Raw genomic sequence first — 21,149 nt, 5'->3', positions numbered from 1 at the left:
ATGCGCTGAACGGCAGCTGTATTCACAGATCAAGCTCTTCCGCGATAATGCTGATGATTTCGGAATGCACTGCCGCCCGATCAGTTCCGGCAGGGTCTGTACACACCGGGTCGTCGTCTTCCTCCTCGAGGATTTTTGCGGCGGCGGGTTTGCACAACGGCATTGCAGTGAAGTGAAAGGCAGGGTCAAAGCGCGTCACCTTTGCGTTCGGCAAAAGAGCTGTCAGGCCACTGTCATCAAAATTTGTGGCGCTCATCCGGTCGAGAGGACCGCCAAAGCCGATCATATGCAGGTTCGGCACAAGTCCGGCCACATCGGGCGCTGTCAGCCCCCAAACGAACCCCGGATCAATCGCCGTTACATGTGTGATCCGCGCGTCTGCATAGCTGGCATTCCAGACATTTGCGTCGATCCCTTGCATGTTAACACCTTCACACAAGAGGGTGTCACAAGCCGCCATTTCATCCAAATGGGCCGTGCATGTCGCCACAATCCCCGCGTGGTTGCCTGTGATGCCCCCCATCGAAAGCGCGGTCCAACCGCCATATGAAAACCCGGCGGCCATGATCCGCGACCTATCAACATGGGTCTCGAAAGCCGGATCAGCCAACAACCGATCCAGTGCGACAGACAGATCCGCAACCCGTGTCCAGTGGTTCACCCCCTTGGACATGTCGAAGTCACCCCATGTTGAATTTGGATGATTTACGGACACCACAATCGCCCCCCGCGCGGCAAGACCGGATGCAAGCCAGGCCTGCGCCCGTGTCGTGCCACCCATGCCATGGCTGAACATCACAATGGGATGGGTGCCGTTCTTTACGTCTGCGTCGATTGCCGCATCAACCCCGTAGAAAACCGGGTTTTCGGCAACAACCTTTACATCACCGCCACCACCGGTGGGATACCAGATCGATATACCCGCCTGACTGCCGTGATGCGGCATGTCGATTTCCATCATCCTCAAGCCCGCAGGGTCGGCCATCACACTGGACGCAGCGCCCAGTAGTGCCATAGTCACTGCAATATTTTTCATAGGGTCTCACTCCAACCAAGTCATCGTTTCTGACACGAGTGATGCAGGACGCGACGACGGGCTGGCGTCCTAAAACCGGATTTAGGTCGTCACGATCCGGTTTTAGGACTAACACATCCGAACTGATTACAACGTCGGTGTCTCATGCCAAGCTTGCCCATCCCCGTATTTGCATCAGCTGTCTTGATGTTCCTGTTTATCCGCCTTTGGGTCACGCGCGGAACGCTCAGCCCGATTGCGATCCTGCTCGCAGCCTGTGCATTGCAAACAGCAATCCTGGCACTTGCGCAGCATTATCACGTACCCGGCATGCGGTTTGTTCAGCCGATCACAGCAACGCTGGTTCCGCCCATAGCGTGGTGCGCTTTTCAGTGGACGGCTGTACGGCCTGCCAATCGTTCGGACCTGCTTCACCTGCTGGGGCCACTAACTGCAGTTGCAGCCCTCATCACCGCCCCGCGCTTTCTGGATATCTTCGTGCCGGGTACATTTGCCGTCTATGGTTGTGCCATCCTGTTTCTGTCCCGCAAGGGTCCAGACGCACAACCGCGCAGCTTTCTGGTGGACGGCAATCTGCCCTCGCGCATCTGGCAAGTGATTGGCGCAGCCTTGATTGTTTCTGCGTTCAGCGATGTTTTGATTGTTGCCGCAATCGCCGGGGGCTTTGAACATCTGCGGCCTTGGATCATCAGTCTTTTTTCGATTGGGAATCTGCTACTGATCGGGATCATCAGCCTGTCGGACCATTTGCGAGCGGAAGAGACGAACCAGGAAGAGCCACGACGCACGAGCAGCACCGAAGCCGAGCAACAGGTATGGAAGCGTGTTCAGACATATATGGAGGATCATCGCCCCTACCTTGATCCTGACCTCACGCTCTTGCGCCTGTCACGCAAACTTGGCGTGCCTGCAAAAACCCTTTCCACGATAATCAACCAAGAAACCGGCGAAAACGTATCGCGCTATGTCAACGACGCACGGATTGCCGCGGCCCAAAAGGCGTTGATAGACGGCGAAAGTGTTACATCTGCAATGCTGTCTTGTGGCTTTAACACAAAATCCAATTTTAACCGTGAGTTCCTGCGGATTGCGGGCAGTAGCCCAAGCAAGTGGTTGGCAAATGAGATGGCGCCCGAAAACCAACCTTAGGGTCCTGACCCCAACACCTGTCCGCACAAAAAATACCATGCTGGACGGCGGCGCGGCTGACTGCTGCGATGCCGGAACATTCCCAACCAAGGAGTTTCCAGCATCGTCAAGAAAGCAACACGTATTTCGCGGTTTCTAGCAGCCGTCGAAGATCGTCCGATCTATGTCGGTCTTGATGTCCACAAGAAGACTTATTCAGTTGCGCTGTTCGATCCAGAAGACGGGATCGTAGAGACCTATACTTGTCCATCCGGCCAAGAGGCGCTGGCCGATCAACTGTCAGGGCTTGGATGTCAGATCGCGCATGTCGTGTATGAATCGGGTCCGACGGGGTTCGCCTTGTCGCGTGCCTTGGAGCGGGCAGGTTTCGCAGTCTCCGTGATTGCTGCTTCTCGCATTCCACGCGGTTACGCAGCGGCGGCCAAGACTGACCGTATTGATGCAGTGAAGCTGGCGAACTATTTCGCGCGGGGTTTGCTGCGCCCGATTGCCATTCCCACCGTCGAGTAGGAAGGCTATCGCGCCCTTGTTCGGCGGCGGAAGCGGATCGCGGAAAGTCGAGGCAAGATCGAACAGAAGATCAAAGGCTTTCTTCTGGCCTCCGGTATCGACGAACCTCCAAGCCTACAGAAGTGGTCATTGGCGGCGTCCGACGACCTGTCAGCACTGCCGATCCCACCCCAGCACCGTATGGCACTTGCCTCGATGGTCCGCGAGTATCTTTTCCTACTTTCCGAGGACAAGCTGCTGCGTGCTGAGATCAGGACAGCAACGATGCGGATGCATCCTGACCGTTTCAAACGGCTGACGTCCATCATTGGGGTGGGGGAGACTGCGGCGTCGCATTTTCTCGCTGAACTGTTTTCACCAGAGCGCTTCAACCGGGCGGAAGAAGTCACCTCATATCTTGGGCTCGCACCAGTGGTCAGCCAAAGCGGCAACAGCAAAGCGCGGGCAAAGCTGCGCCCGGTTGGACAAAAACGCTTGCGCGGCATTCTTGTCGAGGCCGCGTGGCAATGGACCTGGCGCGATCCAGAAGCTAAGGCCATCTACAATCATCATTTCGCGAAGCATGGGATCGGGCAGAAGGCCATTGTCGCCGTCGCCCGCAAGCTCGCGATCAAGCTCTGGCGCATGACGGTGGAAACGCCGCCTTCGCCAGTCGAGGGTGTCGCGCGCGGGGCCTGGTCGGGATAACCGACAACAAAAAAGGGCGGCACCCTCATCAACCGGCGCGTACCGAAAACGGTACTTGGTGATCCTGCATCCTGACAGGCACGAATAAGAAAAGGCTTACGCAGACCGGGTAACAACTCTGACGCCAAAGAGTCCTTCATCAAAAGGTGAAGGAGCCGATTACTTTCGTTCTCATGACCGCCATCAGTCGAATGCGTAATCACGGGTGGTGGTCCGCTCGCTTTTGGTTTGACGAACCCACCGGATTGCGCTCCGGATGGGCAACCGATCCAGCGAAGGTCGCTTTTCTAAGGATTGGCCGTTGCAAGCATGATGTTTCCGATCTTCGAGTTTCTCAACATTTTTGTCGCTGCCACTACGGAGATCAAAGAAACATTTCGTTGCCCAGAAAAACCTTTTGGCGTGGTTTGTCCTTTGTCCAGCGCCCGAGCGTATGGCAGGATGAATATCCCGCCAGTTCAGTTCTAATAATTGAGGATAAGACCCAGTGTTAAAGTCGTTTGTTGTGAGCTTGCTGCTCATATTTTCTTGCCAAACCAGCCTTGCTCAAACCCAAGATCAAATCCTCGGGCTGATGGTTGGCAATAAACCGAATTTCTTCCAAGGGTCCAATGCTGCTGGGAGCGCTTCCGCAGAGTTGTATATGTTTTCTGAGCAGGATGGTGGCGCAATATGGTTGTCGTACAGGGTTGGTTCTACTGAGTGTTGGATGACTTTGACAGATCAGTCCCGCAGTCTGTCAGAGTGGCGGTTCGAAGCTGAATTTTTACAGGGCATAGACTTCTCTGACTGCCGATTAGACCGACCGATATCCCTCTCTCAAAAGCGTGACGACCGATTTGAACTAATCATACACACGCCGGGACGGTCGCTGCTGTTGAGCCTGAGGTGGCCTTTTCCCGGCACCATGCCACCGTCCGCAGACCAAAAAGTTAGCCTCGCTTGCCGTGGGGTTCAGGTGCAACCCAGTTCTGACCTCACGTTGGATGAGAGGCAGGTAGTAAATCTTGCAAGTTGTGATCCCGGCAAAGCTATCCGTTTCTTTAGCGAAAACGAGTTGTCGCTACGGTTTGAGGATTTCACCGAAAGCTTTACTAACGGCAAGTTTGTCGTAGTTTCTAGGACAGAGATTTCCCACTACGCAAATTTGCGCTCTCTTGCTGCTCAGAATCAGCTTTCGCTAAATCAGTTTGGTAGATTGACTTCTGCTCCGGCACCAACAGAGGTACGCTGCATTTTGATGATGTGCCCGTGTTGGACGAACCTCTCGTTGTAAAGGCTGAGTTACTTAACATGCGATCAGGACTGGTGGAATTCAGTTGTCGATAACCGGCCAAGGCATTGGCGCAACTCTCCCCCACCAGCCAATAGAGGATTCAATGGCATCTTCGGCCAATCGTCCTGTGCAGCGAATGGACAGGTATCGAGAAGTGCACTTGACAGTAGTCCACACAAAAAAGACCCCGCCGGATGGCGGGGTCTGGCTGAGTGGCCTTGGGAATATTTAGATCCGTACGAAACGTTGGGCGATACGCGGTAGCAATCCGTTAAAGCGCAAGGGCGCGTCCGTCGCAGCAAGGCAGATGCAATCTACCCCTTCTTCGGCGACCGGTGTGTGATGCAGATCTTCGTTCGCGACCTCGACGTCGCCCGCGCCAAACCGATCGGTTTCATCCACAAATGCACCTTGCAGCACCAATGTCAGTTCAGTGCCCCGGTGCCCGTGATCAGGCACGGCAGTCCCGGCCGGAATTTTCAAAAGGCGCACACTGGCATCTTTTGAGGTGGGCAGTATCATCTGACTGACGCCACCGCCGACCTTGCGCCACTTCACATCTTCCAGATTGCCCGGGACGTAATCCTGCAGCGGGCCTGGGAACGGGCTGTCGGGCCGGCGGGCCGACGCTGGCGTATCCAACACTTTACCTGTTTCGATCAGGGCCATTGTGGCGGCAAGTGCGTCCTCGGCGATATCCACCGGCTCTGCATCCATCATGACTTCGCCGCCCACGGCCTCATATTCCGCAAGTGCAGCCCGGCAATCGTCGCACATGGAAATATGCGTTGCCACAACCAGGTTGAAAGCCTCGGGCAGGGTGCCTGCCGCGTAACCCATCAACAGTGGCTCTGTCAGGTGGTGTTTTATCTGTTTCATCTCACTCATCATTTCATTGCGTGACGCAAGCGTTCCAGCGCCAACCTTATCCTTGATTTGATCGTTCCCAATGGTAGCCCGGTTTCGGCTGCAATCTCGCTATGCGACAATTCGCCGTAATAGGCCTTTTCGATCAATTTCCTTTGTTCTTCAGGCAAAGCGGCAAGCGCCTGGCCCAATTGTTCCGTTTCTTGTTGCAGTCCCACAGCATCCGCCTGGTCAGGCTCTGGCTCGGGACCCCATGGCAATTCTTCTGGCTCAGGCCGGCGCTGTTTGCGCAGCAGGTCGATCTTGCGGTTTCGGGCAATTGTGAAAATCCACGTGGATACACTTGCCTTGGCCGGGTCGAACATATGTGCCTTGTTCCAAAGGGTCGCCATGACCTCCTGTGTGCATTCTTCTGCCAGATCCGGGCTGGCCCCCGATTTCATCAGAAACGACTTCACGCGTGGCGCGAAATGGGCGAACAATTCGGCAAAGGCGGCGCGATCCTTGCTATCGCGCACTGCAACCACCTGAACGACCCAAGCCATTCGTTTTGACGTCTCAGAGGTGTCCACCTTTGGCTTCCCAGTCCTACTCAATGTCGGCTTCCGCTCGGCACTATAAGCAAGCACGCCAGACGGCGCATCCGCTATTACAGGAAGATCGGTCTCCACGCTCATGCAGTTTATTACGCACCGGATCAGTGATTGGATCACCACCATACGATTTTTTCATGTGATCCATCTATCTCTTTGGATCGTAAGACTTATTGTAACAACGATCTGGGCAGCGGAGCAAAACTTTTTATGCCATTTGAAACGGGGACGACCGTACCCAGAAAAGTAGCGGTAATTGGGGCGGGCATTTCGGGCATGGGTGCTGCGCATGCCTTGGCCAAAGACCACCGGGTTGTCCTGTTCGAAGCGGAAAAGCGATTGGGTGGTCACGCCCGCACCCGGATGGCGGGCCCGAACCGCGATCAGCCCGTTGATACCGGTTTTATCGTGTTCAACTATGCCAACTATCCCAATCTGGCAGCCTTGTTCGATCATCTGGACGTACCGGTCGTCAAAAGCAATATGAGCTTTGGCACATCGTTTGGCGGTGGCAAGCTTGAATATGCGCTGACAAGCCTTGATGCCCTGTTCGCCCAGCGGCGCAATGCGCTGAATCCCAAATTCCTGCGTATGGTGCGCGATATTTTCAAGTTCAACGCCGAGGGGCTTGAGGCCAGCCGCGACGAAAGCCTGACGATCGGCCAACTGTTGGAAAAGCTGAAACTGTCGGATTATTTCCGCGATCATTACCTGTTGCCCTTTTCAGGCGCGATATGGTCAACGCCCAAGGAAAAAATTCTCGACTTCCCGGCCTATGCGCTGCTGAAATTCTTTGACAATCACGCGTTGCTTGGCGCGACCGGCCAGCATCAATGGTACACGGTTGATGGCGGCTCTGATCAATATGTAACCCGCCTTGGCGCAGACATGTTCCGCCGCGGCGTTGATATGCGGCTGGGCGCACCCATCGACGGTGTGCGGCGTGGTCCGCTTGGGGTAGAGGTGAAGGCAAGCGGGGGAGAGTGGGAAATGTTTGATGAGGTCGTGTTTGCGACCCATTCTGACGACACCCTGCGACTGCTGTCTGACGCCACAGCGGTCGAGAAAACGGTGCTTGGCGCGATCCGCTATCAGCCCAATGCCGTGGTTTTGCATTCCGACACATCCATCATGCCCAAGCGTAAACAGGTCTGGGCCTCGTGGATTTATTCGGAGGATGCCGATCATCAAGGGGGCGAGATTGACCTGACCTATTGGATGAATTCACTGCAGCCCTGGCTGAAGAATGATGAGTTCATGGTCACGTTGAATACCAAACGGCCTATCCGCGAAGATCTGATTTGGGATGAGGTCACCCTCCGCCACCCGGTTTACGATCTCGAGGCGCTGGCCGCGCAAAAAACGGCTGCTGCCATCAACGGATCAAACCGGACATGGTTTTGCGGCGCGTGGATGAAGAATGGTTTCCACGAAGACGGCTTATCAAGCGCGCTCGATGTCGTTCACGCGCTGAATGCGGCTGAACATCTGGAAGTCGCGGCAGAGTGATCCGCACCGTCGATCATATCGCGGGTGAGACCTATCATGGTCGGCGCGGCGGCACGAAAAATGCCTTTCGGTATTCGATCGACTATGTCTTGCTGGATGCTGATGCCGCATTGCAGACCCCCGGCCTGTTTTCCCGAAATGCGGGAAATCTGATGGCGCTGCATGATCGTGATCATGGCGGGCCGCCAAAGTGGGGCATCGGGGCTGCATGGGTTCGGAACGTGCTGCGCGCACATGATATCAAGGAACCGGCCCGTATTGAACTTCTGGCCCAGCCCCGCGTGCTGGGACATGTATTCAACCCGGTATCGTTCTGGCTGTGCTACGATGGCGATGATACCCTGACAACGATCATCGCCGAGGTTACCAATACATTTGGGGACCGCCATTCCTATCTGTGCCGCCATCCCGACGGACGCGCCATTACCAAAGAAGAGACCATCGCAGCGGATAAGTTGATGCATGTGTCGCCCTTTCAGCCTGTCTCGGGCGGTTATGTCTTTCGGTTCGACATTCAGCAGGATCAGATTGGGATCTGGATCGACTACAGCCGCGGGAATGGCGGTGTCATCGCAACCCTCACCGGTGCGCGGCGCCCGATCACCAACGGGACGATCCTGAAGGCGCTGTTGCGGCGGCCCTTTGGGTCGCGCAGGGTGCTGACGCTGATCCACTGGCAGGCGCTGAAACTCTGGCTGAAGGGGGCAACATTCCGGTCGCAACCCAAACCGCCCACCAAAGAGGTCAGCGGATGAAAGCGCTCGCTGAGCGGCTGCCTGCATATACCGGATTTGCTGCTGTTTTATCCGGGGCCGGTTTGCCCATCTATATCTATGCCCCGAAATACTATGCCGATACATACGGGGTCAGCCTGACGGCACTTGGGGCGGTCCTTTTTGGTCTGCGGTTGTTTGATGTGGTGCAGGACCCTGTGCTTGGCTGGATCAGCGAAAGGCTGACAGACATCAAAAAGCTGATCGTGACGCTGGTGGCTTGTGTGTTGGCGCTCTCGATGATCGGGCTGTTTGCTGTTGCGCCACCGATTGCGCCAATCTGGTGGTTCGGTCTGACCGTGACGGGGCTGTTCACCGCATTCAGTTTTCTAAGCATCAACTTTTACGCGCAAGGGATCAGCAAGGCGGGGCCGTCTGCCGATGGGCATGTGCGCGTGGCGGCCTGGCGCGAAAGCGGTGCATTGCTGGGGGTCTGTATCGCGGCGGTCATCCCGACTGCCCTGATCGGGGTTGTCGCCGATCCGTTTGCGGCATTTGCCTATGGGTTTGCGGTTCTGACACTCATCGCCACGCTGTTCATGTGGCCTGAATGGAAAGGGCGGGTCAGTCAGGCGCCGACAAAGATCGGTCAAATTGTCGCGGACCGAACCGCGCGAAAACTGCTGATTTTGGCCCTGATCAACGCAACGCCCCTGGCCGTTTCCAGCACACTTTTCCTCTTTTATGTCGAAAGCAGATTGGGGGCGACAGGGTGGGAAGGGGCACTATTGGTGCTGTTTTTCCTTGCAGCAGCGATATCTTCGCCCTTCTGGTCGGCTCTCGCGCGGCGCTTTGGTGAAAAGCCGATCCTGTTGATCGCGATGGTTCTGGCGGTCGCGTCATTTGGCTACACGCTGACTTTAAATACAGGCGATGTGATCCCTTTTGCCGTCGTGTGCGTATTAAGTGGTGCAACGATCGGGGCGGACCTGACTTTACTCCCCGCGATGTTTGCAAAACGCATGGCCGTGATCTCGCCCAACGGGGGGCAAGGGTTCGGCCTTTGGAATTTGGTGAACAAGTTCACGCTTGCCTTCGCCGCGGTGGTTCTTTTGCCGCTACTGGAACGATCCGGGTTCGAAGCTGGCGCACAAGATCTGCCCGGCGAGGCCCTGACTATGCTGACGGTGCTTTACGCCCTGGTGCCGTCACTTTTGAAACTTGTGGCAATCGGCCTTCTGGTTGCTACCAAACTTGAGGAATAAACGATGTCGTTTATGACCTATCTTCTGCTCGGTGCTGTGCTGATGGCCATCGCGGTCTTCTGCAAAGAGCGCTACGTTTCCTTCTGGGCGCAAAAGTCGGCGGACTACGCCGACGGCCCTATCTTTGATATCCGGGAACGGTTTCAGGGCCCGATCGTCTGTGAAGGTGTCATCTACGGCCCAACCGGCCGGGTGACGTCGCGATTTGTCGCGGATTTCGAAGCCACGTGGAACGGCAATGTCGGCACGATGGTCGAAAAATTCTATTACGACAGCGGCAATGTGCAGGATCGCGTCTGGACCCTGACCTTGTCCAACGATGGAAGCATCCGGGCCGAAGCGCCGGATGTTGTGGGTGCCGGTCACGGGCGGCAGGAAGGATCAGCCGTCTTGCTGAACTACAAGATCAAACTGACCGAAGAGGCCGGCGGTCACGCGCTGGATGTCACCGACTGGATGTATCTGATGTCCAATGGGTCGATCATGAACCGCAGCCAATTCCGCAAGTTTGGTATCAAAGTGGCCGAGATGGTCGCCACGATGCGCCCACGCAACGACGCTTACGCAGGGGAATAGCATTGAAAGACTGGCAGGGAAAACGGTACTGGCTTGTCGGCGCAAGCGAAGGATTGGGTCGCGAGGTGGCGTTTTGCATGTCGCGTGCGGGTGCCGAGGTCATCGTCTCTGCCCGGTCAGAGGACCGGCTGAAGTCGCTGGTTGATGAACTTCCCGGCAAGGCCTCATATGTCACCGTTGACGTGGCCGACAGGGCGGCTGTCGAAGATGCCGCCGCACAGATTGGCCAGATTGACGGGGTTGTCTATCTGGCCGGTGTCTACTGGCCAATGAAGTCAGGCGAATGGGATAACGAGAAAGCCGACTTGATGGGCGAGATCAACTATCTCGGTGCATCCCGTGTGGTTGGCGCGGTGATCAAGGATATGATCGCACGCGGGTCCGGTCACATCGTCCTGACCGGTTCACTATCCGGCTTTCGGGGGCTGCCCGGCGCGATTGGCTATGCGTCGTCCAAGGCCGGTATGATGGCCCTGGCGGAATCCATGCAAGCCGACTTGCGCAATTCGCCAATAGCGGTGCAATTGGTCAATCCCGGTTTCATCAAGACACGTCTGACGGACAAGAACGATTTCAACATGCCCTTCATCATGTCGGCCGAAGACGCCGCCAGGGAGGTGTTCGAACATATGAATACCGACGACTTCAAGAAAAGCTTCCCGATGGTGTTTTCGTGGGTCTTCCGACTGTCGCAATTGATGCCCGATTGGATGTACTACCGATTGTTCGGTGCCAAGTAGCGGGCTCTCAGTCGCGGACTGTCATCCAGACAAGACCATGCAGGTGCATCTGGCCGTATTGGCAGGCATGACGGCGTAGGATGGATTTCAATCCACCCTTGCCAAGGTTCATGACTGAGACCAGTCAACAACCGGTCCGATAGGTATGATCCCCAATGGATTTCGCTTTTCGCTTGGGCTGAAATAGCCCTGTTTGTAGATGTCGAACCTGACGGTATCCGCGACGCCCGGCATCGCGAAAATGGCTTTGGCGTAGGGCCACAAATTCGGATAGTCGGAAATCTTGCGCAGATTGCAGCGAAACGCATAGTGATAGGCCACGTCAAAGCGGGCCAGTGTCGGAAACAGACGCAGATCGGCCTCGGTGAATTGAGCCCCGCAAAGATAGGGGTGGTCTGCCAAATGGGCGTCAATCTTGTCAAGGCAGTCAAAGACATCTTGGGCCGCTTTGGCATATGCCTCTTGCGTACTGGCAAATCCGGCGCGGTAGACGCCATTATTCACATCGCGATAGATGGTCTCGTTCCATGTGTCGATCTGGTCGCGCAGCGCTGCGGGGTAAAGGTCGACGCCGCCGAAATGCGTATTCAGCATCCGGACAATATCGGCGGATTCATTGCTGACCATGCGCCCGGCAACCTTGTCCCACAAAACCGGAACAGTCAGGCGGCCGGTATAGCGCATGGGATCCGCACTATAGACCTCATGTATCGCGCGGATACCCAGCATATTGTCTGCGAAAGGCCCGTCTGCATCAAACACCCAGCCCTGATCGGTGCGGTTGGGCCGTGCATAGGATACGGTGATATCAGTCAGCCCCTTTATCGCGCGGGTCAAAAGCGCGCGATGCGCCCAGGGGCAGTTCCAGGCGACAAATAAATGATATCGGCTGGCGTCGGCGGGGAATGCATCTGTTCCGATCCAATGACGCACGGTGCTTTTGGCGCGTTCCCACGCGCCGCCGCTTAGGGTTTTTGTGACATCGTCACCCAGATGATACTGCCCATCGACCATATACCCCATCAGTGTACAGCCCTTTCGAACCAGTTGCGGGCCCGGCGCCAGACCCCCTGATCGATCCGGTCAAGCGTCAGAAGATGTGGCAGCAATTGCGCTGCAAAATCCGCACTGCTTTCGGCAGGCAGGAGAGAGGGCAGATTATCAATCGCCGTGACATCCAGAACCGGGGTGTCATGAACGCGTCGGGCCGGATGATCCCAGCTTGTGGTCTGATCATAGACTTTGATGGGCGAAAAATCACTGTCGGGATCGCAGGCAATATCGCCAATCACCGACAGGCGCCGAGCTGCAGTCTTGGCCGCGGCTGGAACAAAAACCGGGGTGCCGGGGCGTGCAAGAATGCAGTTCAGGAATATCTCATGCTGCAGAACGGCATCAAACGGCCCACCATCCGCCGTCTCGGCCATGTCCCATTTTGTCGTTGGCACCCCCATGACCTGACAAAGGTCGGCCGCACCCGTCCCCACGCGCCCCAACGCCCCGATGATCAAGGCGTTTGGCCGCATCGACCCGGTTTTGGCAAGATCGGCCTGCAAATCAGCCAGAAGATGGGTGGCGCTGGGATATGCGTGAACCGCCGGGACCTGCGCCCCGGATTGTTGGGCGATCCAACACATCAAGGCAACGGCCGCGCCCGCATAGCCCGCCCAATAACCGAATGCGGCAACCCGCCGACCATCATCATCGGTCAGGTATTCCAGATCATACAGCATCCCGCCACCAGCCTTGAACCTGTCCAACAGGATCTGCCCGGATGGCTGCCCCTTGTAGGCGTGACCAAACATGATGTGCCGGTGGCGCAGCGCGGCCCCATCATCGGGGAGCTCCTTCAGGCCAAAAATGATGGCGTCATCCGGTGCATCGACCCAGCTGAATTCCGGGGCGATGTTACAGCCGGTTTGCCGGTAATCCTCAATCGGGATCGCCCTTTGGGTACTTTGTTCAACCGTGACCTCGTAACCGGCCTTGCGCATCGTCGCGGCACCTTCGGGTGTGATCCCCACGCGCTGCTCATGTGATCGCGCTTCGGCCCGCACCCACAGATGGATCATGCCAGCATTCCCTTGGCACGCACGGCCTTGACGGCCGGGTGCGCGTCCATCTGGCGTTGGAATGCCGCAAGGGTGGGATATGTGGCGATATCCACACCGTCAGCGTTCAGCCATGTCAGGACAACAAACAGATAGGCATCGGACACCACGTCAAACGCCCCGGTACCGAATGGCAAATCAGGCAGCATCTGATCCAGATACGCACAGGACGCCGCCATTGTCTGCGGCACCTTGCGTTTCATGTCGGCCAGCGATTGCGGATCATCTGCCCAGCGGTTGCCGCGGGCGCCATGGGCATGGTTGGGATGCATCGTGCCATTGAGGTAGCACATCAGCTCGCGCATCCGGGCGGCCGCGAACGGATCCGTCGGAACAAGGTCCGGGGCCACAAATTCCAACAGGGCGCCGGTTTCTGTCAAAATGCCCTGCGGGGTTTCAAGTGCGGGAACGCGGCCCTTTGGATTGACCTGATGATAAGTGGCCGTGGTTTGGGCCGCTTGGGCGAAATCGACCAACACGGGCGCATACGCGGTGCCGGTCCGTTCCAGTGCGATCGCCACTGCGACAGAGATCGTACCGGGGGCATAGTGAAGCCTGAACATGGGTCTTCCTTAGTAATGTGTGACCGCATGGGCGCGATCTGCGTGGTCAAGATGCGGTATCGCGTTATAGCCCGCCAGGATGGGGCCGCGCGGGGTGACGTGAACCCGATGCACCGACGTGTTCATGATAGGCAGCAGGATATGGGCCATGCGGGTCGGGTCTAGTGCCAATAGATGTCTGATGATCATGCCAATGACACCACCCGATGTGACGCAGAGCACGCGCACACCCGGTGCTGCGGCCTCTTGCAGCACACCAATGACCCGATCTTCGAATGACTGGAATGTCTCGACGCCCATGATCTCGGCGCGATGCCAGGCTTCCATCACTTGCGGAACATGGTCGGCAAATTCATCTGGGCCGGGGAATGGCACCCCATGGACCTCTTCCAGTGCGCGGCCCAGATTGAAGTAGTCCATCTCGTTCAGGCGTGGATCAATGCCCGGATCGGCATATCCAAGCCCCGCAGCGGTCTCGCGATGCCGGCGCAGATTGCCGCTGATGACACGGTCAAAACTGTTTTCGCGTTTTGCAAAGTAGGCGCCAAGCCATTTTGCCTGCTGGTGGCCAAGATCAGAAAGCTTGTCATAGCTTTCTTCATCCTGTGCGCCGCTATTTGCCTGCCCGTGGCGGACAAGAATGATTTCGCCCATGTCGCATCTCCTGAACCGACAGGGGTAAGGGGGCGATTCTGTCTTGGCAATGCCTTGTGTCCTGCGCGGCGGGTCTGATTCCCTGTGGGAATGTGCCGAAACGGCCCCTCAATGGTTTCAGATCGCTCACAGACCCGGCACCGGGTGGAAATATTGGCCGCTCACGCCTTTGGGTAACCCTGTAACCTGTGAACAGATGAAGCCTTTCGCCCACGCCCGCGCTTAACCCAAGGGCAGCTTGCGCACAGATGCAATGTCAGTTTTGTGCGTAAACGCACATGAAGCGCGAGTAGAGCCCGCATCACGCGTGTCAAGCACCAAAACACCTCACAATCATCACCTTTTTCGTGATCGGCCACGCCCTACCAAAACACACCAACAGCGACAATCTTAGCCTCATCGAAACGCAAGCAGACACGCTCTGCACCGCAACAAACCAAACTTTAAAAAGGACCAAGACAATGACAATCAAGACACTCATCCTCGCCGCAGCCGCCGCTTCCATCACAGCAAGCGCAAGTGTTGCAGACACATACTTCCAGAAGGGCCGCACGCTGGACGCAGGCAGCACCCTGGATCTGGGCCTGATCACAGCCGAAGGTAACGGCGTGGTCGCCATCTATGACTACCACCGCGGTGAGCGCGGCGCCCTGCTGGGCACCGAGCAGCTGAGCGCTGGCGCCAACACAGATGTCCGCGTCAACACCGGCCTGCCGACCAAGCGTGACGTGATCGCCGTGATCAGTGTCGACGGTCAGGAAAAAGCGGCAAAAGACTTCGTCGTGAACTAATCCCCCCTGTCCGGGCTGGTCCAAAGGGCCGGTCCGGGCCCCCAATCCCTCTCTCAATATCTCTCACATCTTAAAAATCTCTCAAAAGGAACTCTCTCATGTCTATCAAATCAATCGTACTCGCCGCCGCTGCTGTTGCTGTGACTGCCACTGCTGGCGCTGCTGACAGCTATTTCCAGAAGGGCCGCACATTGGATGCCGGCACCGTGCTGGAGCTGGGCCTGGTGACCGCAGACAACAACGGTGTTGTTGAAATCTACGACTTCCACACTGGTGAGCAGGGCGCATTGCTGGGCGCTGAAATGGTGAATGCAGGCGCAAACACAGACGTCCGCGTCAACACAGTGCTGCCCGCCAAGCGCGACGTCATCGCCGTTCTCAAGGTCGACGGACAGGTCGCCGCACAGAAAGAATTCATCGTCAACTAAATCAGATGCGTCCCTGGATCATGCCTCCCTCATGATCCGGGGACCAAACAGCCAAACATCGCGATCAGCCGTTCCTCAAGCGCTAGGCTGATCGCACCGTTTTGGTGGACCCGGATGGAGCAGTTGTTGCGACGAAGCGCTTCGATGGAACTGAGTTTACCCAACCTCCATCCACTCAAAGGCCGGTCGGTACCCCCGACCGGCCTTATTATTTTGAGAAATTGTCCACGATAATGATGACAAACCGACCGCAGCCAGGGGTCGATATGCTGCGCATGAGGGGATGCGTGGGTCAAGGGTCATTGCGGTCGTGGTCCACGCAAGGTCTTGCGTGAAATTGCGTCCCGGCGTTCACTGCTGCCAAATTTGCGCCAGCAGCGGAAAGGTGACCGGATGAATACGCAAGCGCCTGCATATGACAGTTACGACGTGATCATTATCGGTGGGGCGATCATGGGGTCGTCGGCTGCGTGGTTTCTGACGGATAATGCCGATTTTGATGGCCGTGTGCTGGTGGTGGAAAGGGACCCGACCTATCAGTTCGCCTCGACCACCCACACCAATTCCTGCATGCGGCAGCAATATTCCGAGGCGCTGAATGTGCGCATATCGCAATTCGCTGCGGATTTCGTCAAGAACCTGCGCCAGTATATGGGCGGCGACGACCGTGTGCCCGCGCTGTCAATTCGGTCGTTTGGCTATATGTATCTGGCAGATACCGAGGATTTTGCCGCCACCTTGCGCGAAAACCTGCGCGTGCAGCAGCGCGAAGGCGCCGGGACGCGGTTGCTGGACCCGGCCCAGATCAAGGCTGCCTATCCGTTCTATCACGTGGACGACATCGTGCTTGGGTCGATCAATACGGTCGACGAGGGGTTCTGGGACGGATCCACTGTTTTTGATTGGTTCCGCAGGTCCGCCCGCGAGCGTGGCGTGGAATACATCACCAATGAGGTCGTGGGCATGACCCGGAACAGCGCGGGTACATCCGTGCAAAGCGTGACGCTGAAATCCGGTGTGGTCATCAATTGCGGGCAGGTGGTCAATGCCTCTGGCCCAAGGGCGGCCCAGACCGCCCGTATGGTTGGCGTCGACATCCCGGTCGAGCCACGGAAACGCTATTCATGGGTTTTTTCGGCGCAGGATCCGCTGGATCGGGACTTGCCGCTGACGATTGACCCATCAGGCGTTCATGTTCGTGAGAACGGTGGCGGAACATATCAGGCCGGCGGCCATCCTGCAGATGACACCGCAGTGGCCTATGATGACTTTGAGATGGATCACAACATCTGGGAAGATCACATCTGGCCCACGCTGGCCCATCGCATTCCGCAATTCGAGGCGATCAGGGTGCAGTCGGAATGGGCTGGACATTACGCCTACAATGTCTTTGATCACAACGCGATTGTCGGCCCGCATCCTGATCTGGAAAACTTCTATTTCCTCAACGGTTTTTCAGGACATGGCCTACAGCAATCGCCTGCAATGGGGCGCGGGATAGCGGAAATGCTGACCTATGGTGAATATCGCAGTCTTGATCTGCGCCCCTTTCATTTCGAAAGGATTGTCACAAACCACCGGTTTGTAGAGACAGCCGTGATCTGAGCACATCTGCACCCAACGAAAATGGCCGCGTCACGGGGACGCGGCCATCAGAAATTCTGGCGCTGATATTACTCTTCAGCGAATGTCGAAAGGAATGCGTAAAGGTCGTATGCCTGCGACTCTTCACGGACCTGATAGGCCATCTTGCCGCGGGCGCGACGGTTATCAAGCGTTTCACGCAGCCAGTCTGTCGGGTTCTGGACGTAACCGACAAAAGTCTCTTCGGTCCAGACGCCGCCTGCTTCGCCCACTTCGACAATGCTGTCGCCATAGCGGAAGCCTTCGACGCTGCCGATTGTGCGCCCGGCGATGTTATAAAGGTTCGGACCGGTTTTTGCATTGCGGCCAGCCAGTACTTCGCCGGATGCGTCAGCAACAACGTGGCACGCGACACATTGACGGTTGAACTGCTCTTCACCTGCAGCGGCATCACCCTGTGTGGATGCGTGGCCGTCTGCAAAGGCGGGTGCGGCGAGCACGGCAAATGCCGCTGCGATTGTAAACTTTTTCATGATCGTCTTCCTTTTCGATCTTGCTTTGGTGACCGTTTGCCCCAGTCGGGGCTGAATGTAATGCATCGGTGCGCGTGGTCCACCCCCGGTATGCAAAAGATTGCGTGATCCGCGTTATGCCACCGCATGGGCCAGTGCGCATTGTCGCCACAAGACGCTTAACGCATTGACAAGATGGTCAATATCCGCGTCCGTATGCAACGGAGATGGCGTGAACCGAAGCCGCTCTGTCCCCTTTGGAACGGTCGGGTAATTGATTGGTTGCACATAAATGTCCCATTCGCGCATCAGATAGTCGGCCAGCATCCGGGTTTTGACCGGGTCTTTGATCAGGACGGGCACGATATGGCTTTCATTTTGCATATGCGGAATGCCTTCGCGGTCGAGGGCGGCGCGCAACCGGGCAACCTGACGCCGTTGTTTGGCCCGTTCCATTTCGGAGTCTTTGAGGTAGGCGATTGATGTGCGTGCCGCAGCAGCCACCGCCGGCGGCAGCGCCGTTGTAAAGATGAAACCCGACGCAAAGCTGCGGATAAAGTCGCACAGGGCTGCAGATCCGGTGATGTAGCCGCCAACAACGCCGTAGGCTTTGCCAAGTGTGCCCTCGATCAGGGTGATACGGTCCATCAGCCCTTCGCGTTCGGCGACGCCACCCCCTCGGGGGCCGTACATGCCAACGGCGTGGACCTCGTCGATATAGGTCATGGCACCGTATTTTTCGGCAACTTCGACGATTTCGCGGATCGGGGCGATGTCGCCATCCATCGAATAGACGCTTTCAAAGGCGATGATCTTGGGCACGTCGCTGGGCAACGTGCGCAACTTCATCTCAAGATCATGCACGTCATTATGCTTCCAGATTACCTTGCTGGCCTTGGAATGACGAATGCCCTCGATCATCGACGCATGGTTGCCAGCATCCGACAGGATCACGCAATCCTTCAACCGGCTGCCCAATGTCGACAGCGCAGCCCAGTTAGAAACATAGCCCGATGTGAACAGCAGTGCTGCCTCTTTGCCGTGCAGATCAGCCAGTTCGCGTTCCAGCAAAAGGTGATCGTGGTTCGTCCCCGAGATATTCCGGGTGCCGCCAGCCCCTGTGCCTGTCCGTTCGACGGCTTCACACATCGCTTCGATCACCTTGGGATGCTGCCCCATCCCCAGATAATCATTCGAGCACCAGACCGTGACATCGCGCACGCCGCTGTCATCATGGTTTGCGGCGCGGGGGAACTTGCCGCATTTGCGTTCCAGCTCCGCAAAGTAGCGGTAGTTCCCGTCGCTTTTCAGCTGGTCCAACTGTGCGTTGAATAGGGCGTCAAAATCCATCTGTCAGTCCTCGTTGGGCAGTGTTGTTTTGGGCGCAGGAAGCATCCAGCGCCAGAGTTTTGCATCAGGCAGCGGAACCACCATCAGCCAGTGTTCAAGCAGGGCGAGCGCGGCAAGCGCTGTCAGCAGGGCAAAGCCTACGGTCCCGGCCTCTGATTGCGCCGTCCAAAGCCGTTCGGCACAGACCGCCAGCAATGCCGTCAGCGCGGTGATTGCGGCCGGAAAGGCAAGTGTTGCAGGGCCACGTCTGAAATATGATTTCAGGTGGCGTAGCTGCGTTGGGACAAATTCGGTGTTGATGCGCGGTACGCCGAAATAGAGGTTCAGCTTGGCAAAGATCCGCGCCAGAAACAGAACCAGATATGTGGCAACCGCCATGCGGTTCACCGCCCCGTCGGCAGCAGCCACGATGCCCCACAGGCCGATGACAATCGCCAACTCATGATATGCCACCGTCCCGAAAGCCCGGAAAAAGCGATCCCGGCCGGACAGCCCCGGCAGGCACGGCGCCTTGACCGGCCCGGTGATCACACCAGCCAGAAAGGACAGTTCGATCCACCCCCAGATCGCCAAGGCACCCGCAAAGCCAAGATAGGCCCCGAAAACCGATGCATCGGGCAGCGAAACTGTGACCGCAGCCACCCCGAACGCCAGAAGGGGTAGCCACTTGACGATCAGCCAGCTATGGCCGCCAATCTGGTCTGCACGCCGCACCGCCAGCAAAATCGCCCCGGTGGAAAACCACCAGACGAAAATTGCCAAAAGCGATGCGATCCAGGGTGATGCCATCAGTATGCAGGCTCCATCCGTGGCGAGGCGGGCACGATGCTCTTTTGTGCCGGGATCGTCAGAAGGGATACAAAGGCAAAGCCCGCTTTGGCCGATCCGGCCATCCGTTTCAGCCAGCCGCCAACGCCGCCTTGTTTGCGACCATGGGCAATCTGCACATTGGCTGCTTCCATGCGGCGCAGCGTTGGTTTCCAACGCGGGTGATCAATGTCCAGAACCATCGGAAACACCTGACGCGAGATATCCGATGTCTTGCGGAACACCTCTTGCCCATACCATTCGGGATCGACGCCCAAAGCCTTGTGGAATTCAGGCCGCTGATGGTCACGCACCCACATCGTGGAATAGACCGCCGTCAGGAAGAACTTGATCCACATCTTGTTGACACGGCTTTCGGTCAGCTGGGGATCGGTTTTCAGCAGCAGGGCAAAGGCCTCGCCATGGGAAAACTCGTCATTGCACCATTCGCGGAACCATTTGAAAATCGGGTGGAACCGATGCTCGGGATGCTGTTCCAAATGCCGGTAGATCGTGATGTAGCGGGCATAACCGATCTTTTCCGAAAGGTAGGTGGCGTAATAGATGAATTTGGGCCGGAAATAGGTGTATTTCTTGGCCTGTGTCAGGAACCCAAGGTTCACGGCAATGCCAGCCTCGCGCAGGGCATCATTGATGAACCCTGCATGGCGGGCCTCGTCCCGTGCCATCAGTTGGAACAGCGTGGTGATATCTTCGTTCGATCCGCGGCGCTTCATTTCCTTGTAAAGAACGCAGCCGGAAAACTCGGCTGTGCAGCTTGAGATCAGGAAATCAATGAACTCGGCCTTCAGGGCGGGTTCCATCCCGTCCCAATCGACATCATCCCAGTCTTCGTTCTTGCGAAAATGGCCCTTGTTCGGGTCCGCTTTCATGGCAGCGATCAGTTTGTCCCATTCGCCGCGAACCGGTGTGACGTCAATCGCGTCCATTTCGTCGAAATCGGTCGTGTAAAACCGCGGGGTCAGCAGGGTGTTGGACATCGCGACCTGCGTTGCTTCTTCGTTGGTCAGCGGGGGCAGGGCCTCTTGGGCGGCGATGGCTTCTTCGGCGGTGGTGGCGTTGGATGAATGCATATTCATGACATCACCTCTTCACTGAATGAAAATTCGCACAGTTCCATGAACTCCAGATCGCCAGTGGCGCGGGTCCAAAGCTGTTCTAACCGGCTGGCGCGGGTGATGACGGCTGTGCGTTTTTCTTCGATCATTTCGCCGAAGGCTGCCATGATTTCCGGTCCCTGCACCTGAACGGTATCGCCGGGATGAATAACAGCGCCGTTGTCCAGCCGGACATGCGCGGACAGTTCTTCGAAACGATGGGAAATCGTCACCGTGCATGGTGCGGTTTCCTTCTCTCTAAACAATAGTCCCATGTGAGTTCCCTTTCACATTTGATGCTTGCAGGTGG

24 protein-coding genes are annotated in these 21,149 nt (G+C 56.8%); 11 read left to right on the top strand and 13 right to left on the bottom strand.

Translation table 11 applies throughout. The features are described 5' to 3' along the window. Window positions 1–22 precede the first annotated feature (22 nt). On the bottom strand, window positions 23–1,036 hold the full coding sequence (locus tag AABB31_RS13855) for an alpha/beta hydrolase family protein (protein ID WP_373634886.1): 1,014 nt from the start codon (window positions 1,034–1,036) through the stop codon (window positions 23–25). A 186-nt stretch (window positions 1,037–1,222) separates the two neighbouring features. Between AABB31_RS13855 and AABB31_RS13850 the strand changes: the two genes are divergently transcribed. The 3 genes from AABB31_RS13850 (at window position 1,223) to AABB31_RS13840 (ending at window position 3,382) form a co-directional block, all read left to right on the top strand. Then, window positions 1,223–2,185 carry an AraC family transcriptional regulator gene (locus tag AABB31_RS13850; protein ID WP_342077579.1) on the top strand — a complete coding sequence of 321 codons (963 nt, stop codon included), beginning with the start codon at window positions 1,223–1,225 and terminating at the stop codon, window positions 2,183–2,185. A 60-nt stretch (window positions 2,186–2,245) separates the two neighbouring features. Beyond that, window positions 2,246–2,695: a transposase gene (locus tag AABB31_RS13845; protein ID WP_373635808.1), complete on the top strand. Its 450-nt coding sequence runs from the start codon at window positions 2,246–2,248 to the stop codon at window positions 2,693–2,695. A 129-nt stretch (window positions 2,696–2,824) separates the two neighbouring features. Beyond that, on the top strand, window positions 2,825–3,382 hold the full coding sequence (locus AABB31_RS13840) for a transposase (RefSeq protein ID WP_373634885.1): 558 nt from the start codon (window positions 2,825–2,827) through the stop codon (window positions 3,380–3,382). A 183-nt stretch (window positions 3,383–3,565) separates the two neighbouring features. Here AABB31_RS13840 and AABB31_RS13835 read toward each other — a convergent pair whose 3' ends face one another. The 3 genes from AABB31_RS13835 to AABB31_RS13825 form a co-directional block, all read right to left on the bottom strand. Beyond that, complete coding sequence (locus AABB31_RS13835; protein ID WP_342077580.1) at window positions 3,566–3,904, bottom strand: hypothetical protein; 339 nt, start codon at window positions 3,902–3,904, stop codon at window positions 3,566–3,568. Between the two features lie 982 nt (window positions 3,905–4,886). Further along, a complete protein-coding gene (locus tag AABB31_RS13830) occupies window positions 4,887–5,537 on the bottom strand; it encodes a ChrR family anti-sigma-E factor (RefSeq protein WP_342077581.1) in 651 nt (216 codons plus the stop codon). A gap of 8 nt (window positions 5,538–5,545) precedes the next feature. Further along, window positions 5,546–6,238: a sigma-70 family RNA polymerase sigma factor gene (locus AABB31_RS13825; RefSeq protein WP_342077582.1), complete on the bottom strand. Its 693-nt coding sequence runs from the start codon at window positions 6,236–6,238 to the stop codon at window positions 5,546–5,548. Between the two features lie 90 nt (window positions 6,239–6,328). Here AABB31_RS13825 and AABB31_RS13820 point away from each other — a divergent pair, with 90 nt between their 5' ends. From AABB31_RS13820 to AABB31_RS13800, 5 genes are read left to right on the top strand one after another with little or no spacing between them, the layout of a single operon-like run. Beyond that, a complete protein-coding gene (locus tag AABB31_RS13820) occupies window positions 6,329–7,627 on the top strand; it encodes an FAD-dependent oxidoreductase (RefSeq protein WP_342077583.1) in 1,299 nt (432 codons plus the stop codon). Further along, the gene (locus tag AABB31_RS13815) at window positions 7,624–8,382 is read left to right on the top strand and encodes a DUF1365 domain-containing protein (RefSeq protein ID WP_342077584.1); all 759 of its coding nucleotides are present in this window, start codon (window positions 7,624–7,626) and stop codon (window positions 8,380–8,382) included. Before AABB31_RS13820 ends, AABB31_RS13815 begins: the two co-directional genes overlap by 4 nt. Next, window positions 8,379–9,605, top strand: coding sequence for an MFS transporter (locus AABB31_RS13810; RefSeq protein ID WP_342077585.1), 1,227 nt, complete (start codon window positions 8,379–8,381; stop codon window positions 9,603–9,605). The genes AABB31_RS13815 and AABB31_RS13810 overlap by 4 nt, the downstream gene beginning before the upstream one ends. A gap of 3 nt (window positions 9,606–9,608) precedes the next feature. Then, the gene (locus tag AABB31_RS13805; RefSeq protein WP_342077586.1) at window positions 9,609–10,181 is read left to right on the top strand and encodes a DUF3833 family protein; all 573 of its coding nucleotides are present in this window, start codon (window positions 9,609–9,611) and stop codon (window positions 10,179–10,181) included. 2 nt (window positions 10,182–10,183) lie between these two features. Next, complete coding sequence (locus AABB31_RS13800; RefSeq protein WP_342077587.1) at window positions 10,184–10,921, top strand: SDR family NAD(P)-dependent oxidoreductase; 738 nt, start codon at window positions 10,184–10,186, stop codon at window positions 10,919–10,921. A gap of 108 nt (window positions 10,922–11,029) precedes the next feature. Here AABB31_RS13800 and AABB31_RS13795 read toward each other — a convergent pair whose 3' ends face one another. The 4 genes from AABB31_RS13795 to AABB31_RS13780 are packed head-to-tail and all read right to left on the bottom strand — an operon-like array spanning window position 11,030 to window position 14,249. Beyond that, the gene (locus AABB31_RS13795; protein ID WP_342077588.1) at window positions 11,030–11,944 is read right to left on the bottom strand and encodes a glutathione S-transferase C-terminal domain-containing protein; all 915 of its coding nucleotides are present in this window, start codon (window positions 11,942–11,944) and stop codon (window positions 11,030–11,032) included. After that, window positions 11,944–12,993, bottom strand: coding sequence for a saccharopine dehydrogenase (locus AABB31_RS13790; RefSeq protein ID WP_373634884.1), 1,050 nt, complete (start codon window positions 12,991–12,993; stop codon window positions 11,944–11,946). Before AABB31_RS13790 ends, AABB31_RS13795 begins: the two co-directional genes overlap by 1 nt. Further along, window positions 12,990–13,595, bottom strand: coding sequence for a glutathione S-transferase (locus AABB31_RS13785; RefSeq protein WP_342077590.1), 606 nt, complete (start codon window positions 13,593–13,595; stop codon window positions 12,990–12,992). Before AABB31_RS13785 ends, AABB31_RS13790 begins: the two co-directional genes overlap by 4 nt. A gap of 9 nt (window positions 13,596–13,604) precedes the next feature. Next, the gene (locus tag AABB31_RS13780) at window positions 13,605–14,249 is read right to left on the bottom strand and encodes a histidine phosphatase family protein (protein ID WP_342077591.1); all 645 of its coding nucleotides are present in this window, start codon (window positions 14,247–14,249) and stop codon (window positions 13,605–13,607) included. A 461-nt stretch (window positions 14,250–14,710) separates the two neighbouring features. On the opposite strand from AABB31_RS13780, the gene AABB31_RS13775 reads away from it, so the two are divergent. The 3 genes from AABB31_RS13775 (at window position 14,711) to AABB31_RS13765 (ending at window position 17,073) form a co-directional block, all read left to right on the top strand. Continuing rightward, window positions 14,711–15,040 carry a hypothetical protein gene (locus AABB31_RS13775; RefSeq protein ID WP_342076627.1) on the top strand — a complete coding sequence of 110 codons (330 nt, stop codon included), beginning with the start codon at window positions 14,711–14,713 and terminating at the stop codon, window positions 15,038–15,040. Between the two features lie 98 nt (window positions 15,041–15,138). Beyond that, window positions 15,139–15,468: a hypothetical protein gene (locus tag AABB31_RS13770; RefSeq protein WP_342076628.1), complete on the top strand. Its 330-nt coding sequence runs from the start codon at window positions 15,139–15,141 to the stop codon at window positions 15,466–15,468. A gap of 393 nt (window positions 15,469–15,861) precedes the next feature. Next, window positions 15,862–17,073: an FAD-binding oxidoreductase gene (locus tag AABB31_RS13765; RefSeq protein WP_342077592.1), complete on the top strand. Its 1,212-nt coding sequence runs from the start codon at window positions 15,862–15,864 to the stop codon at window positions 17,071–17,073. A 68-nt stretch (window positions 17,074–17,141) separates the two neighbouring features. Here AABB31_RS13765 and AABB31_RS13760 read toward each other — a convergent pair whose 3' ends face one another. The 5 genes from AABB31_RS13760 to AABB31_RS13740 form a co-directional block, all read right to left on the bottom strand. Next, window positions 17,142–17,585, bottom strand: coding sequence for a c-type cytochrome (locus tag AABB31_RS13760; protein ID WP_342077593.1), 444 nt, complete (start codon window positions 17,583–17,585; stop codon window positions 17,142–17,144). Window positions 17,586–17,699: 114 nt separating this feature from the next. Next, complete coding sequence (gene hemA, locus AABB31_RS13755; protein ID WP_373634882.1) at window positions 17,700–18,914, bottom strand: 5-aminolevulinate synthase; 1,215 nt, start codon at window positions 18,912–18,914, stop codon at window positions 17,700–17,702. A 3-nt stretch (window positions 18,915–18,917) separates the two neighbouring features. After that, on the bottom strand, window positions 18,918–19,703 hold the full coding sequence (gene puhE, locus AABB31_RS13750; RefSeq protein WP_342077594.1) for a putative photosynthetic complex assembly protein PuhE: 786 nt from the start codon (window positions 19,701–19,703) through the stop codon (window positions 18,918–18,920). Beyond that, window positions 19,703–20,821, bottom strand: a complete 1,119-nt coding sequence (gene acsF / locus AABB31_RS13745; protein WP_342077595.1) for a magnesium-protoporphyrin IX monomethyl ester (oxidative) cyclase — start codon at window positions 20,819–20,821, stop codon at window positions 19,703–19,705. Before acsF ends, puhE begins: the two co-directional genes overlap by 1 nt. Then, window positions 20,818–21,114, bottom strand: coding sequence for a hypothetical protein (locus tag AABB31_RS13740; RefSeq protein ID WP_342077596.1), 297 nt, complete (start codon window positions 21,112–21,114; stop codon window positions 20,818–20,820). Before AABB31_RS13740 ends, acsF begins: the two co-directional genes overlap by 4 nt. Window positions 21,115–21,149: the final 35 nt, after the last annotated feature.

It is taken from the genome of Yoonia sp. SS1-5 (assembly GCF_038443705.2).
GTDB lineage: Bacteria > Pseudomonadota > Alphaproteobacteria > Rhodobacterales > Rhodobacteraceae > Yoonia > Yoonia rhodophyticola.
Note: the sequence above shows the minus strand (reverse complement) of the source record. Positions and strands in the feature narration are given on the sequence as shown.

Coding starts and splice junctions, on each gene's coding strand:
- AABB31_RS13740 (WP_342077596.1), bottom strand. CDS start 21,114: ATGGGACTATTGTTTAGAGAGAAGGAAACCGCACCATGCACGGTGACG.
- AABB31_RS13805 (WP_342077586.1), top strand. CDS start 9,609: ATGTCGTTTATGACCTATCTTCTGCTCGGTGCTGTGCTGATGGCCATC.
- AABB31_RS13770 (WP_342076628.1), top strand. CDS start 15,139: ATGTCTATCAAATCAATCGTACTCGCCGCCGCTGCTGTTGCTGTGACT.
- hemA (WP_373634882.1), bottom strand. CDS start 18,914: ATGGATTTTGACGCCCTATTCAACGCACAGTTGGACCAGCTGAAAAGC.
- AABB31_RS13760 (WP_342077593.1), bottom strand. CDS start 17,585: ATGAAAAAGTTTACAATCGCAGCGGCATTTGCCGTGCTCGCCGCACCC.
- AABB31_RS13810 (WP_342077585.1), top strand. CDS start 8,379: ATGAAAGCGCTCGCTGAGCGGCTGCCTGCATATACCGGATTTGCTGCT.
- AABB31_RS13785 (WP_342077590.1), bottom strand. CDS start 13,595: ATGTTCAGGCTTCACTATGCCCCCGGTACGATCTCTGTCGCAGTGGCG.
- AABB31_RS13790 (WP_373634884.1), bottom strand. CDS start 12,993: ATGATCCATCTGTGGGTGCGGGCCGAAGCGCGATCACATGAGCAGCGC.
- AABB31_RS13835 (WP_342077580.1), bottom strand. CDS start 3,904: ATGAGCAGCAAGCTCACAACAAACGACTTTAACACTGGGTCTTATCCT.
- AABB31_RS13795 (WP_342077588.1), bottom strand. CDS start 11,944: ATGGGGTATATGGTCGATGGGCAGTATCATCTGGGTGACGATGTCACA.
- AABB31_RS13820 (WP_342077583.1), top strand. CDS start 6,329: ATGCCATTTGAAACGGGGACGACCGTACCCAGAAAAGTAGCGGTAATT.
- acsF (WP_342077595.1), bottom strand. CDS start 20,821: ATGAATATGCATTCATCCAACGCCACCACCGCCGAAGAAGCCATCGCC.
- AABB31_RS13850 (WP_342077579.1), top strand. CDS start 1,223: ATGTTCCTGTTTATCCGCCTTTGGGTCACGCGCGGAACGCTCAGCCCG.
- AABB31_RS13765 (WP_342077592.1), top strand. CDS start 15,862: ATGAATACGCAAGCGCCTGCATATGACAGTTACGACGTGATCATTATC.
- AABB31_RS13830 (WP_342077581.1), bottom strand. CDS start 5,537: ATGAAACAGATAAAACACCACCTGACAGAGCCACTGTTGATGGGTTAC.
- AABB31_RS13855 (WP_373634886.1), bottom strand. CDS start 1,036: ATGAAAAATATTGCAGTGACTATGGCACTACTGGGCGCTGCGTCCAGT.
- puhE (WP_342077594.1), bottom strand. CDS start 19,703: ATGGCATCACCCTGGATCGCATCGCTTTTGGCAATTTTCGTCTGGTGG.
- AABB31_RS13775 (WP_342076627.1), top strand. CDS start 14,711: ATGACAATCAAGACACTCATCCTCGCCGCAGCCGCCGCTTCCATCACA.
- AABB31_RS13780 (WP_342077591.1), bottom strand. CDS start 14,249: ATGGGCGAAATCATTCTTGTCCGCCACGGGCAGGCAAATAGCGGCGCA.